Origin of the sequence: Thomasclavelia saccharogumia DSM 17460 (assembly GCF_000686665.1) — a bacterium.
Lineage (GTDB): Bacteria > Bacillota_I > Bacilli_A > Erysipelotrichales > Coprobacillaceae > Thomasclavelia > Thomasclavelia saccharogumia.
Map to the genome: position 1 here is coordinate 1 of NZ_JMLH01000020.1, position 14,735 is coordinate 14,735.

Annotated in this window: 11 protein-coding genes and 1 pseudogene; all 12 read right to left on the bottom strand. The window is 29.5% G+C overall.

Annotated features, from left to right (window positions below; genetic code table 11):
* A pseudogene (locus BR82_RS15270) lies at positions 1–249 on the bottom strand (hypothetical protein); the annotation flags it as partial.
* An 830-nt stretch (positions 250–1,079) separates the two neighbouring features.
* Entirely contained in the window at positions 1,080–3,224 is a 2,145-nt protein-coding gene (locus BR82_RS0106100) for an ATP-dependent helicase (protein ID WP_027089464.1), read from the bottom strand.
* Positions 3,225–3,778: 554 nt separating this feature from the next.
* A complete protein-coding gene (locus BR82_RS0106105; RefSeq protein WP_027089465.1) occupies positions 3,779–8,683 on the bottom strand; it encodes a GDSL-type esterase/lipase family protein in 4,905 nt (1,634 codons plus the stop codon).
* A gap of 219 nt (positions 8,684–8,902) precedes the next feature.
* Positions 8,903–9,820: a dihydroorotate dehydrogenase gene (locus BR82_RS0106110; protein WP_027089466.1), complete on the bottom strand. Its 918-nt coding sequence runs from the start codon at positions 9,818–9,820 to the stop codon at positions 8,903–8,905.
* Complete coding sequence (locus tag BR82_RS0106115; protein ID WP_027089467.1) at positions 9,813–10,568, bottom strand: dihydroorotate dehydrogenase electron transfer subunit; 756 nt, start codon at positions 10,566–10,568, stop codon at positions 9,813–9,815. The genes BR82_RS0106110 and BR82_RS0106115 overlap by 8 nt, the downstream gene beginning before the upstream one ends.
* Positions 10,569–10,576: 8 nt before the next feature.
* On the bottom strand, positions 10,577–11,845 hold the full coding sequence (locus BR82_RS0106120; RefSeq protein ID WP_027089468.1) for a dihydroorotase: 1,269 nt from the start codon (positions 11,843–11,845) through the stop codon (positions 10,577–10,579).
* Positions 11,838–12,710, bottom strand: a complete 873-nt coding sequence (locus tag BR82_RS0106125) for an aspartate carbamoyltransferase catalytic subunit (protein ID WP_027089469.1) — start codon at positions 12,708–12,710, stop codon at positions 11,838–11,840. The genes BR82_RS0106120 and BR82_RS0106125 overlap by 8 nt, the downstream gene beginning before the upstream one ends.
* Positions 12,711–12,854: 144 nt before the next feature.
* Positions 12,855–13,340 carry a pantetheine-phosphate adenylyltransferase gene (coaD, locus tag BR82_RS0106130; protein ID WP_027089470.1) on the bottom strand — a complete coding sequence of 162 codons (486 nt, stop codon included), beginning with the start codon at positions 13,338–13,340 and terminating at the stop codon, positions 12,855–12,857.
* 4 nt (positions 13,341–13,344) lie between these two features.
* The gene (gene rsmD / locus BR82_RS0106135) at positions 13,345–13,893 is read right to left on the bottom strand and encodes a 16S rRNA (guanine(966)-N(2))-methyltransferase RsmD (RefSeq protein ID WP_027089471.1); all 549 of its coding nucleotides are present in this window, start codon (positions 13,891–13,893) and stop codon (positions 13,345–13,347) included.
* A gap of 8 nt (positions 13,894–13,901) precedes the next feature.
* Entirely contained in the window at positions 13,902–14,249 is a 348-nt protein-coding gene (locus tag BR82_RS0106140) for a YlbF/YmcA family competence regulator (RefSeq protein WP_027089472.1), read from the bottom strand.
* Between the two features lie 6 nt (positions 14,250–14,255).
* Positions 14,256–14,435: a YlbE-like family protein gene (locus tag BR82_RS0106145; protein ID WP_227053662.1), complete on the bottom strand. Its 180-nt coding sequence runs from the start codon at positions 14,433–14,435 to the stop codon at positions 14,256–14,258.
* Positions 14,428–14,730 carry a spore coat protein YlbD gene (gene ylbD, locus BR82_RS0106150; protein WP_027089473.1) on the bottom strand — a complete coding sequence of 101 codons (303 nt, stop codon included), beginning with the start codon at positions 14,728–14,730 and terminating at the stop codon, positions 14,428–14,430. Before ylbD ends, BR82_RS0106145 begins: the two co-directional genes overlap by 8 nt.
* Positions 14,731–14,735 lie beyond the last annotated feature (5 nt).

The window sequence follows — 14,735 nt, forward strand, 5'->3', positions numbered from 1 at the left end:
GATATCAATGATTCGACCTTTTTCATCAACCGCACAGATATCGAGGATGATGTTTTTAGCGAGGACCGTATTTTGATTGATTTCGGGATTTTTAACGATCATCTGCTGACAGTCAAGACCAGTGACAGATTTAACGATAAACTTTCTTATTTTTTGGGATTCAAAAGTATCTCTAGAGAGCAGATATTTAAAGAACAGGTCATTACTAAAGCTGACATTATTTTGGATAATATTTTTTTCATGAATCATATTTTTTTCCTCCTCATTATCTTTTACAATCTAAAAAGGAAAATTACTTCTTTTTAATTATGATTTCATTCTCATTATTTTTTTGAAATCCATTTTTATATAAACTAATAGCTTTTTTATTTTCATTTTTATGTAGTCTAAGGAAAAAAGTACCCATCATTTATTTTATATTTTTAAATAATATTCTATTAATAACTAGTAATGCTTTATTACCAAACTTTCATCAGTATATTTATTTAGAAATAGGGACATTTTTAATTACTTTGAAATCGTTGTTTCATGATGATTATCAATAATAATATCTACTCTCCTGTTTTTACCAAAGCAGTGTAAATCAGTTAAATAAACTTTATCATAATAATTTAGTTTTTATTAATCGTTTCTTAAATCTGCTTTGATAGAACTCATAGAAAATTATGGTTCTCTCATCCATTTTATATGTTGGATATCCTTGCGTCATCCCTTTATAAATAAAATTAGTTGTACAAATATTTCCAATCCTATTATTTTTTCACAATTAGAATCAATTACATATCCATTAGTATCATTAATGATTACAGTTAACCCTAAATCTTTTACAAAATTATATAATTCTGGTAAATACTAGTCTGTGTTAGCTAATATAACCTTTTCTAACTACTGTTCATTCATTTTTTAGTTTTAATAAAATATTGAAATACAGATGGTAAATCATCATGATTTATTATAAACAAATAATTCATCATTACTATTTAATAACTTGTTCATGGTAATATCCTTAAATACTTTCATATCTATAATATAACTTTACTGTACATTCTCATTAAAAATAAAAAAGCACCCTAAGAGTGCTAATTTGCCAGCTTCTTTAAAGCCTTATGTCCTGCCATCAAAGTTTTTAACCCCGCTGGTAATTCAAACGCAATATCAAGAGTGTTTCCATTAACTTTAACTACAACTCCTTTACCAAAAGTATCATGCATAACAAAATCACCAACAGTCCAATCTTTAACTTGATTATTGCCAATTAAATCAGCTTTATTAAGTGATGTATTTATATAGTTAGCTGTTTTAAAACGAGGCTTTGCTCCAATATGTTTGATTCCTTCTTTACCAACTTCATCAATAAAACGACTTGCTATTTTAGGGGAATCAGTAACAAAACTAAATCCTTCACTATCAGTTAAAAACAACTGCTTCTTCGCTCTAGTAAAAGCAACATAGGCTAATCTTCTCTCTTCTTCCAAGCCTTCATCCGATTCACTGATCGATCTAAAACTTGGGAAAATTCCTTCCGATAAACCTAAAACAAAAACATAATCAAATTCCAGACCTTTGGCCATATGAATTGTCATTAAACTTACATATTGTTTTTCATCAATATCATCATTGTCAGTATATAACGAAATTTCTTGTAAATAATTTTCAATTGTTGCCAAATCAGGATTTTGATTCTCAAATTCGTAAATTGAACGCTGTAACTCATGAATGTTATCAATTCTATTTTCTTCAAGATCCTTTTTCAGCATTTCAATATAACCAGTATTATTCATCAACTCTTCAAACATTTGATGCATCGGTAAACTTGAATGTTTTGCTGTTTCGATTGCCTCAACTAAGATCTTAACTTCTTTTTTAGCCTTCGTAGACAATCTAATTTGATCACTAAATAAAGTTAATGCTTCATACAAACTAACTTGATTATTCAAAGCAACCTGTTGAATATTTTCTAATGTCTTTTTCCCAATTCCTCGACTAGGAACATTAATAATTCGTTCAAAAGCTAAATCTTCATTATTACAAACCAGCTGTAAATAACTTAAAGCATCTTTTACTTCTTTACGACTAAAGAATTTAAGTCCCCCAAAAATTCGATAATCGATTCCATGAGAAATTAAGCTTTGTTCAATTACTCGTGATAAATAATTAGCACGATATAATATAGCAAAATTCCGATAATTGACACCCTCCACATCATTAATGATTTTTTCTATTTGACCACAAATATAATCGGCTTCTTCTTGTTCACTTTTACCAGTAAAATGAATGACTTCAGCACCTCCAGTGGCTTCAGTATATAAATTTTTTTCTAAACGATTTTGATTCTTACGAATCAAACAATTGGAAATATTTAAAATATTACCAGTTGAACGATAGTTTTGATCTAAAATAATTGTCTTACATGGTTTAAAGTCTTTATCAAAATCTAAAATATAATTAACATCAGCACCTCTAAATGAATAAATTGTCTGATCAGGGTCGCCAACTACACAAGTAATCGCTTTTTTTGCCATTAACTTTACTAAACGATATTCAATATTACCTACATCTTGAAACTCATCAACATGAATATATTGAAAACGGTACTGCCATTTTTCTAGTACATCAGGATAATTTTCAAAAATATAAACTGCTTTTAATAATAAATCATCAAAATCAAGCATAAAGTGATTTTCCTGATATTCTAAATATTCTTTATAAACCATGGCTTTTTTTATTTCACCTTGAAATTGTCCAGCTAATTCTAAAGCTCGTTGAGGTGTAATATTAGCCATTTTATAATTTGAAATAGAAGCAATCATGCTTTTGATACTGATTGTTTTTGCATCAATATCTAAATTGTTATAAATTTTTTTAATCAATGCTTTTTGATCTTCTTCATCCATGATCATAAAAGTACTAGGATAATTAATAACGTTGATATGCTGTCTTAAAATTCTTACACATAATGAATGAATTGTACAAATTAAAGAACCCATACCATATGGTCCTAATATATTAGTAACTCTTTCTTTCATTTCATTTGCAGCTTTATTCGTAAAGGTAATCGCAAGAATCTTACGAGGATCAACACCAACTTCATCAATTAAATAGGCAATTCGATATGTAACAACTCTCGTCTTTCCAGAACCAGCACCAGCAATTATTCTTAAATGACTATCAAGATAAGTAGCTGCTTCTTTTTGATTTTTATTTAATAATTTATCTAAATCCATCTCATCACCACCACCGCTTTATTATAGCTTATATCTTTTATAAAAGATACTTATTTCTAAGTATTTTTAAATATTAGATATAAAATCATTAAAATTTAAATTCTCATCATACACTTTATATTAATAATCATTTATGGTCTCAACTTTAGGGAGATAAATTTACAAAACAGCCATAAAAAACACCAGCTAGAATTAACCGTTATTGTTTCTTTTTTTCATTCTTTTACCATTGATATTGTTTTAATACTATAAAAAGAACTATATGAATATATGATATCATGATTTTTTAACATTGAAGATAAAGATATAATGATTACCAAAGTTTTAGCTGATGGGAACATTAAAGAGATTCAAAAGTAAAAAAGTATCTGGTCAAAACAAAAGGAATAACTTAAATTTTTAGTTATTCCTTTAGATTTATCTATACATTTTCTTTAATTACCCTAAATTTCATCGGTTTTTTAAACCTCTTAAAGTTGATTTTAAATAATTTAGCTTTTCTCTAAATTATTTATTTACCTAAAACTTTGATAATTATCTCAATTTTTGACTTATTAATTTATATGCTTTCTTTTTTTATTTTCATATAACACAGTTAAAGAAAGCATTAAACTAGCAAATAGATTTAATAGATCAGTAGTATCTCCAGTATTTACTGTAACAGTTTCATCTTCTGATTTAACCATCTCCAATCCTTTGATACCTGCCATTAAATTTTCATACACTATTTCTACACCTGCATCATCGATATTTTCATTGACTAATGCTGCTTGGGCTTTATTTAAAGCACTTTGCATTACATTCCATGATTTAATGGTATAATTTGTTACATTTAATCCGTTTGCTTTATTGATCAATTCTTGTAATAAACTTTTATCAGGAATTAATCTTAAATCCACATATACTTTTACCAAAGCATTATATGCATTATCAACTTCTTCTTGAGTTACACTTCCATTAGCTAATACATCTTGTGCCTCTTGAAATACTGGTACTAGGTTATTCCATGTTTCACTTGTATATTTGCTTCCATCTAATCTTAATACTTTGTTTACCATTGCTTCTAAGATTGTTTTATCTACTTCTTTTACTTCGACTAAATTATTAATAGCTGCTTGTAGATTACTATATGCCTTATCTACATCCTCCTGCATTGCATTTTCATCATTCATGACTTCAGTTGCTGCTTCGATTGCCTCTTGTAATGCTGTCCATGAATCAGCTGTATAATTTTCTTCTTGTAATTCATTTGTTGAAGTGATCAATGTTTCTAATTCGGTTTTATCTCCTTTATAGAACTCTAACATTTGCATAGCACTTGCTAATCTTGCAAATGATGTATCTACTTGTTCTTGAGTTGCCTTATCATTAGCTAAGATATCTTGAGCCTCAATTAATGCTGTACTGAATTCAGTAACAACAGCTAGTACTACTTTATCTAATTGTTCTTGAGTTATATTATTTGCCATAGATATGGCAATTGATAAACCTAATTTATTTACATTAATTTTAACTAGATCTTTAATTGCTGTATCAATAAATTTTACTGCTTCATCTAATTCATTTTGGCTTTGAGCTGTCTCCAATAATTGTTCTGCATTTTTAATTGCTAGTGAAAGATTATTATAACTCTCAAATGTATACTCTTCTTTTGTAAAGTTTTTAGCTTGATTTATTTTATCAATCAACGAATCTTTATTAAGGTTATTTAAAATTTCTTGATTCTTAAAAGTTATTTCTTTATTAGTAGTATCAAGTGAAGCTTTTACCAAAATATTGATCGTACCACCTTTAGGTATATTAGTTAGTATTAATTCCTTGATTGGTTCTAAAGAATCTTTATAAACTGTTTTACTATATACAGTTCCATTAATGCTTGCCTCAATAGTAACACTGCCAAATGATTGATTATACTCTGTAGCCAATTTTTCTATATCTACAACTAAATTAGTATCATTCAAAGTTATTTTAGGAGCAATTTCACTTATTTCTTTTATTGTATTTGTTTCATAATCTAAATTACAAATTATACTTTCACTATTCCATAAACCTATTTCTGTAATCAGCTTTTGTGTCATTTTTAATTGACCCAGATGATTAGGATGAATATAATCTGTATTCATCCAATCCCCATTAGCTTTTCCGATACTATCATTTATATAAGAGGCATCTTCCCATTGGTTATAATGATCAACTATAATACAGTTTTCTTCTTTAGCTACTTCTCTAATAACTGAGACATATTTAGATAGTCTATTTCCTCTATTATCATTACTAAATAGTTTATTTGGAGTCCTAAGTACTGGAATGGAATTATTTTCTTTAATTTCTGAAATCATCGCTTTTAAATTTTCACGGTAAGATGTAGTATCATCGCTATAATTGGCATCATTTGTACCAAACATCAAAACAACTACATCAGCATCTTTATATCTTTCATAGCGTGCTTCTTTATTATTCATTAATTCTTGAAGCGTAGCACTTGATACACCTGTATTAATTACTACATCATCTTCTCGATTTAATTCGTTTCTTAGATATTTTTCAAAAAGTTGTGGCAATGAATCATATCCATTAGTATGTAAAGCTCCATGGGTAATACTATCACCTAAAAATAACCATTTCATTTTCTTACTTTGTTGTACTTTCGTATATATTTCTTTTTGTAAATCTGATAAATTACTACTATCTGTTTTAACTGATACTTCACTATCTTTATTAGTTGTTCCAATTAATGTTTTTAACTGAATCATGCCGTTATTTCCCTGCACAATCAAGTTAAAATTTTTATTTGCTGGAAGATTTTTTATCTCTGCTTTATTACCAATAAAATTACCACTGATTGTAATACCATCAATATCTAATTTATAACTATAATTATAAACATTAGCATTATCAGGTACTTCAATATTCAACTGATTATTAGAAACTAATACAGTCGGTACATCAGAAATAAAGGTAGGAATTTGTTTTATATTTTTAGAAATATTATTTTCTGTTATTGTTGTTGTACGATTTACAGTTTTCAATGATAATTGATTAGCAATCGCCAAATGTCCTTTAGCATTCAATGAACCATCAGAATTAAACTTATCGCTTAAAATCTCATTATCCTTTTTAAATAACTCATCATGATTTATAACTAATATATTTTTTAATAACAAACTATCAACTTTTGATAAAGCACTGTTTACAATATCATTAAGTCTTATTGAAGAATCATCTTGAACAGGCGGAATTTGAACAACACTATATATATCATTATTATTATTTTTATCAATAATTGATAATAAATGTTCTTCAATCTCGCTATCAGACAATGTATCATTATTATCAAGCATTAGTGCTAAAGCCTTAGGTTGATATGCTTTTATCAAGCTATCATAATTAGTATCAATATCCTTGATATTTTGATTTCTTTTGGCAGTATTGATTACAAAGCGCTGCCTTTTTTGCATTGAGGCAGTAGCAAGATTCCAACGAATAACTTCTTCAAACAATCCCGTATAATTTCTAACCCCGCCTATGTCTTGTAAACTTCCTTGAGCTAATGAACCCCCAGTGAAAACCCAAGTATTAAATGCACCCTCATCAAATAAATCATCTATTTTATTTTTTGTTTCACTTGTAAGATCGATAGCCTCTTGATCAGAAATAACCTCATCTAAAATTGCAAAATAACTAATCTCACCATCTAGACCATATAAAACTGAACCATCATTTTCTAATATGCCACCTAGAGTCATTTGATTGATTGTTGGTGTTTTATCAAATAAACCAACATTAGCACTATTACCATGGAATTCTAATATTTCTTTTCCATCAATTGTTACTCTTAACTGTTTACCATTTACACTATCTTTAGAATTAGAAAAAACAAGTGTATGCCAATTTTCATCACTCAAAGCATGCCCCATTGCAGTTGCTCTTGTTTGTTTTAAATCAGATCTTAATTCATTATTTTCTTTTAAATACAAGGTAATCAAATCTTTACCACTATTTGATCCATTACTTGCATAATTTGGAGTTTCAAGAATTTTGTTCTTTGCAGAAAATAAAACTTTTGGTGTATTAGAATCATTAAAACGAAATTTCATTACAATGCTTCCTTCACTCATAGTTTTTATTTTATTCAATAATTCTTGATTGCCATTTAAAATATCAATACAGCTATTGCCATCAAGGATTCCTTCATTATCATTAAAAGTTTTATAAATAATTCCACTTTGAAGACCATTTTTTGCTGTTAAAATTTCACTTTCCTGGCTACCTGCAACTATTTTATATTCACGATTATTTGTTGTTAAAGAATTATCAACATATTTTAATCCACCAGTAATTGTTAAAAAATTAAAATCATCAGCTGGATCATCTCTTACTAAAATAGTATAAGCGTCAGCTCCTTTTACAGCGTTCCATGTTAATATATTACTACTATATTTAGAAACTATAGAAGCTGTTAATGTATCACTTGCTTCAATATTCATAGCAGGTGCATCACTTGAAATAGCATTGATTTCATTTTGTGAAAGCACCTCATCTGTAACAATGATATAGTCAATTGTTCCATACCAGGGATTAGTAATGTTCCCATTTTCATCTCTGTTTCCGCCAATTGATAAAGTCTTAATTTCACTAAATCTTGTAAAAAATCCTTTTAAAGCATCATTATTATCAAACGATACTGTAGTATTTCCATCAAATGAAGCAATTATTTTACCACTATTATTACTAGCGGGATTACTATAAACAGCCATATGTGTGGTATTTAAAAAATTAGTATTAGCATAGGTTGCTCTTAATCCACCTGAAAGGTCAATTCCAAATGATTCAATAGACTGATTATTGTTATTTGGATGTCTAACACCAAAAATACCACTATTATTAATTCCTAACATTGACGCATTTTGTTTCCAGCCATCAGTACTATCAAAGCTCCCTTTTACAATAACAGTACCTCCTGTTAACGTATTAATTTTACTAATTTGATCATCTAAATCAATAATATTAGTTCCATCAAAAATATGGCGTTGCTTTAAATCATCACTCCATGTTAACTTAGCCTGATCAACAATAGTCCTAAATCCAGTATATTCATCATTACTAAAAACCGCTGTCATATTACCTGTAGTTTGATCTATAATATGATAATATTTCTTCTGTCCAATTCCTACATTTTCATGAATATATTCTGATGAATTTAAATTTTCTGCAATTAATGTAAACGGACCATCTAATGAATCACCTGCTTCAATCTTATATACATGATCTTCTTCTCCATGCCAACTGATTCTGATTGAATTATAACGAGCTATACATTTTTCATCTAAAGAAATATTTTCTGCGCGCTCAATTACAGATGCACTTAATTCGTTTGCCCTTACAGGAAAAATATTAAAAGCATTTTGAAAAAGCACTGTTGAAAGTATCACTATTAAAATTTTACTCTTTTTTTTCATAATCTCTTTTCCCTTCTTTAAATTTTAACTATTTTTCATTTATTAGTTTCATCCCCCTTTTTTACAAATATTATCTATTTATATTTTATATTAATAATTCAAAGTCGTATTTACAATTTTAAACACTCATTATGTAATTTTCTATTATCTATTTTCTTATTAAAAATAAAAAAACAATGCTTAAGTAAAGAATTTTACTAATACATTGTTTTTATTATCTTAAAATTTATGTGAGCGCCCAACTAAATTATTTATATCATCAATTCTTAATTGAGTAAGTAAAGAATCTAAATCTTCAATGATTTTTTTACACGCATATGGATCAATTAAATTTTGACATCCAATTGCCACTGCACTGGCACCTGCTGACATCATCTCAATAACATCACGGGCACTTTGAATCCCCCCCATACCAATTACGGGAATATCAACAGCCTGACTTACTTGGTAAACCATTCTAAGCGCGACAGGAAAAATTGCTGGACCTGAATATCCTCCTGTTTTATTAGCAATGATCGGCTTCCCTGTTTTCAAGTCAAAACGCATTCCTACAAGCGTATTGATCATTGTAATACCATCAGCTCCAGCATCCTCTACAGCTTTTGCCATTTCAACAATATCAGTTACATTTGGTGATAATTTTACATATACAGGTACTTTAGAAACGGCTTTAACACGACGCGTTAGATCTGCTGCCATTTGCGGATTAGTTCCAAATTGAATGCCACCACTATGAACATTTGGACAAGAAATATTTAATTCTAAAGCTCCCACCATATCATGAGTTGATAAACGCTTAGCTGTTTCGACATAGTCTTCTGGCGCACTACCACCGATATTAGCAATAACTTTATCAGTATATAATGGTCTTAGTTTCTCCAGCTCCTCATTCATTACCGCTTCAACTCCAGGATTTTGAAGTCCAATGGCGTTAAGCATCCCGCTTGGTCCTTCAGCAATTCGGGGTAAAGGATTTCCATAACGTGGTTCTAATGTTGTGCCCTTTAACATCATTGAGCCTAAAATATTTAAATCATAAAATTTTGCAAATTCATATCCAAATCCAAATGTTCCACTAGCAGGAATAATGGGATTTTTCATTTCCAGCCCAGGTAATGATACTTTTAAATTAGCCATTTACGATCACCTCATTACTTTCTAATATCGGTCCTTCAACACAAATTCTTTTATATGGCTTAGTTTTAACTTTGCATGAACATCCCATACAAGCCCCAAAACCACATCCCATACGAGCTTCAAATGATAATTGCCCGTTTTCAGGATAATTTAGCGCTAAAGCATCTAACATTGGTTCTGGTCCACAAGTATAGTAATTATCAAAAATTAAACCTTCATTTTTAATTACATCTATAACCGTTCCTTTAGTCCCTACACTCCCATCCATAGTTGCAACATAGACTTTAGAAAATTCGGCAAACTTTTCTTGATAAAAAACATCTTTAGCACTATTGAAACCTAGAACTGTTGTAACTTCAATTCCCTGAGCTTTTAATTTTTTACCTAAATTATATAAAGGTGGTGTTCCTAATCCGCCACCAATGAGTAATGCTTTACCATTTTTGATCGTAAAGCCATTTCCTAAACCAATCAAACAATCTAAATAACTACCGATTTCTTTATTCTTTAAAAGTTCAGTACCTTCACCAACAACTTTAAAAACGATGACAATATGATTTTCATCATAATCACTAATTGACATCGGTCTTCTTAAATAAGGCTGTAAACTATTATTGATCTTGATATTAATAAACTGCCCACTAGCACTAATATATTTAGCTCCTGCACCTTCTAAAACCATTTCGTATACTTCATCAGCAATATTTTCAATACTAACGATTTTCATCATCCCTTGTAAATTAGCCATAATACCTCCTATATTCTAGTAATTACACCATCTAAAACATGATATTTTAATACACCATAACATTTTGTATCCAAAAATGGGGTATTAATTGATTTAGATTTAATATTATCTTTAGTTATTGTATATTCTTCTTCAAGATCGAAAACAGCTAAATTTGCTTTATAGCCAATTTCTAAATCATGATCGATCTCAATTACTTTGGCGGGATTTAATGACATACAAGTCAATACTTTTTCTAGAGGAATAAGCCCTTTTTTTACAATATATGTATACATTAAACTAAAGGCATGCTGATTCCCAATTATTCCAAATGGGGCTTTATCGATCGGTTTATTCTTTTCAGCAATTGCATGTGGTGCATGATCAGTTGAGATTACTGTTACAGTACCATCATTGATGCCAGCAATCAAAGCCTCTAGGTCCTCTTTACTTCTTAATGGCGGATTCATTTTATAATTAGGATTAAGATTTTTAATATTATCATCCGTTAAAATCAGATGATGCGGACATGCTTCACCACTAACAAGGCTATTTGTCTTACGCGCTTCTTTTAAAGCCGCCACAGTTTCTTTAGTAGAAATATGACAAATATGATAGCGATTTCCTATTTCATCAGCAAGTTTTAGATCACGGACTACATGATTATATTCAGAAGCATTATTAATTCCTACTAAATCATGATCTTTAGCATAATTTCCCTCATTGATACATGCTCCCGGCTTTAATTCACCTTCATCCTCACAATGGGCTACAATAATTGAATCATTTGTCTTGGCAGCTTTCATTGCTGCTTCCATCATATCTTTTGACTGAACTCCTTTACCATCATCCGAAAAACCGACAACGATCGTTTCTTTACTATTTGCATCGAAATCCACTAGTTCCTGTCCTTTTAGCTCTTTAGTAATTGCGCTATATGTATAAGTATGTACTTTCGCATCTTTTTCAACCCGTCTTTTAAAATCTCTGATCGTCTCGACATCATCCATGCAGGGAATCGTATTAGCCATTGCTACTAAATGCGTATAGCCACCATATTTTGCTGAATTAGTCCCTGTTGCAATTGTTTCTTTATGCTCAAAACCAGGTTCTCTTAAATGTACATGGATATCGACAAATCCAGGAGTTAACAATTTATCAGCAATATCAATTATTTCATCAGCTTGATCAATATTTTGTTTAATATCAATGATTTTATCATTTTCAATCAGAACATCTAACTTCTGGATTTTACCATGATAAAAAACATTACCATTTTTAAATAATACTTTAGTCATCACTTAACACCCGATTCAATAATGCCATTCTCACAAAAACTCCATTAGCCATCTGTTTAAAAATTCGACTTTGTTTACATTCAACGATTTCATCAGCAATTTCAACATTACGGTTAAATGGAGCTGGATGCATTATGATTGCCCTTTCTTTCATTTTATTAACTCTTTCACGATTTAATCCGTATAATTCATGATATTGATCAGTAGTTAATTTCATTAAACTATGATGTCGTTCATGTTGAACTCTAAGCAGCATAACAATATCAACCTCTGGTAAAATCGTATCAAAGTCAACATAATTATACCCTGGTTCTTCAAATTCACGCGGACCGCTAGTATAAACTTCCATTCCTAAACGTTTCATAATTTCATAGTTACTATGAGCTACTCTTGAATGAACGATATCTCCAACAATTACTATTTTTAAACCCTCAAAATGTCCAAATTCTTCACGAATCGTCATTAAATCCAATAAAGATTGGCTAGGATGATTTCCTGTTCCATCACCACCACTAACGATAGGAATCGTAATTCGATCAACCAGATCTTCATAATAATTTTCTTTAGGATGTCTGATAACGACTGCATCACAACCGATCGACTCAAAAAATTTTACAGTATCATATAGAGTTTCTCCTTTTTGAACACTTGAGTTAGCTGTTTCAAAATTTTGTGTTCGACAGCCTAAATTATAAGCCGCTTTATCAAAGCTATAATGCGTTCTTGTTGATGGTTCAAAAAATAAATTTGCGACAACTTTTTTGCCATTATAATCTACTTTTTTCCCTTTTTTAAATTCTTCTGCCTCATCTAAAATCAAATTAATATCAGTTGTTGAAAAATCTTTTAATGTAAATATATTCATCGTTTTCCTCCATAAAAAATACCTCTAACGAGGTATAATTGGGAAATAATATTCATTATACCCAGTTGATGTATCTTTTTTCTTTATTCATCATATCAAATATCATTGATTTTGACAATTATTTTAAACAAAACCACTTTGATTTCATCCATTTAATTTCTTTTGTAAAGCTTCTTCTACACAAGCTGGTACTAAGCCAGCAACATGCCGCTTATGACTAACCATTTCTTTTACTGCTGAAGAAGAAATAAATGAGTGTGATGGTTTAGTCATTAAAAATACCATATCTACATCTTTGTCCAAATACTGATTAGAAAAAGCTAACTGTAATTCATATTCAAAATCCATCGTTGCTCTAATTCCGCGTACTAAGATTTTTGATCCAACATCTTTAGCATACTCTACTGAAAGTTTATCCGATGAATCAACGATTACATTATCAAATTGTTGGCATACTTTTTTTAATAATTCTTTTCTTTCAGCAACTGTAAAAAGCCCCTGTTTATTAGGATTAATACAAATCGTCACATACAAAATATCAAACATTCTGCTGGCCCGTTCAATAATATCCAAATGTCCATTAGTTACAGGATCAAATGTTCCTGCATATACTGCAATATTTTTCTTCATACTCTTACCCCTGATATTTAAATACATTCAATGCTGTAATACCATAGTCATTTTTTTTAAGCAAATTTATTTGCTCAAAAGTTTTAAAAACAACTTCTTTTAATTCTTCTACCATAATAATACAGCCCTCATTCAACATTTCATTCTCGATTAAAAATTCTAATATTCCATCAACCAATCCTCTGCCATAAGGCGGATCTAATAAAACCAAATCAAACTTAATTCCTTCTTCACTAAATTTTTTTAATGCTTTTCGATAATCAAGTTTATACACTTTAGCATTTTCAATCTTTAAAGATCTAATATTTTCTCTAATTATTTGAAAAGCAGCGTATTGATGATCAACACTATAAAGAAAATCACAGCCCCTCGATAAAGCTTCTATTCCTAATCCACCGCTGCCTGCAAATAGATCTAATACATTTCCCCCTTGAAAATAAGGTCCGATAATATTAAACATATTTTCTTTATTGCGATCTGTTGTGGGACGAGTTAGATTTGATTTTACCGTTTTTAACTGTCTACTTTTATATTTACCTGCTATTACTCTCATAAACCCTCTTATAACTTATATGGAGATAAATCCAGTTCTTTTGATATATTTCCAAACACGATTTTAGTTATTTCTTCCAAAAAATCATTCAAACGATGATATTTTTGATAATAATCAATAATATCCTCATTACAACTAATCTGACGTTTTAAATCTTTGATTTCTTCTTTAATTTGCGTATTATCAATATACGGTTCATATTTTCTTATTTCTTCATATTGATCAAGTTTATTTTGATAATCCCGCAATAACTCTTCGATATCTTTTGTATGAAGCTTTTTTTCAGCTTCAAGATAATCAAGATAACGTTGATCCTTTTTTATTTCATTTATTAATTTATCTAATATTTCTTGCATATTCACCTACATCATCATTTCCAACATATTTATCAGCATTGAAACTTGATCTATTTTATCAATAAATTGTTGATTTTTTTCATCCTTATATTCTTGTACTAAACGACCATATTCTTGAGGATACCTAGATAAAACAATATACCAATGGGGATGATAACGAAGATAATATCTTATTTCTTCATTCATCATACCATTTTCTTTCTCTTTCTGGTTCTTTTTTATCTAAAAAAGAACTAACAACATTCAAAACTTTTTCAATTGAACTCAAACTATTTGATAATGCATTCAAATCAATATTTTTAATAATTTCAATTATTGCATTTAAATCAACATTACTATTAGTCTTATATGGCTGCCAAAATTTATCATCTTTACCATACATTACATAAATCTCATACAATTGCTGCCAAGTATAACGACCATTTAAAACATCCTGCTTTACACTAGGGACAGTTTTCAAAAACTCTTTAAATTCGTCCATAATAT

Excerpts from the sequence above, each read along its gene's own strand:
- rsmD (WP_027089471.1), bottom strand. The coding sequence starts at position 13,893 with ATGAGAGTAATAGCAGGTAAATATAAAAGTAGACAGTTAAAAACGGTA.
- BR82_RS0106110 (WP_027089466.1), bottom strand. The coding sequence starts at position 9,820 with ATGGCTAATTTAAAAGTATCATTACCTGGGCTGGAAATGAAAAATCCC.
- BR82_RS0106125 (WP_027089469.1), bottom strand. The coding sequence starts at position 12,710 with ATGAATATATTTACATTAAAAGATTTTTCAACAACTGATATTAATTTG.
- BR82_RS0106100 (WP_027089464.1), bottom strand. The coding sequence starts at position 3,224 with ATGGATTTAGATAAATTATTAAATAAAAATCAAAAAGAAGCAGCTACT.
- BR82_RS0106120 (WP_027089468.1), bottom strand. The coding sequence starts at position 11,845 with ATGACTAAAGTATTATTTAAAAATGGTAATGTTTTTTATCATGGTAAA.
- BR82_RS0106140 (WP_027089472.1), bottom strand. The coding sequence starts at position 14,249 with ATGCAAGAAATATTAGATAAATTAATAAATGAAATAAAAAAGGATCAA.
- ylbD (WP_027089473.1), bottom strand. The coding sequence starts at position 14,730 with ATGGACGAATTTAAAGAGTTTTTGAAAACTGTCCCTAGTGTAAAGCAG.
- BR82_RS0106105 (WP_027089465.1), bottom strand. The coding sequence starts at position 8,683 with ATGAAAAAAAAGAGTAAAATTTTAATAGTGATACTTTCAACAGTGCTT.
- BR82_RS0106145 (WP_227053662.1), bottom strand. The coding sequence starts at position 14,435 with ATGAATGAAGAAATAAGATATTATCTTCGTTATCATCCCCATTGGTAT.
- BR82_RS0106115 (WP_027089467.1), bottom strand. The coding sequence starts at position 10,568 with ATGGCTAATTTACAAGGGATGATGAAAATCGTTAGTATTGAAAATATT.
- coaD (WP_027089470.1), bottom strand. The coding sequence starts at position 13,340 with ATGAAGAAAAATATTGCAGTATATGCAGGAACATTTGATCCTGTAACT.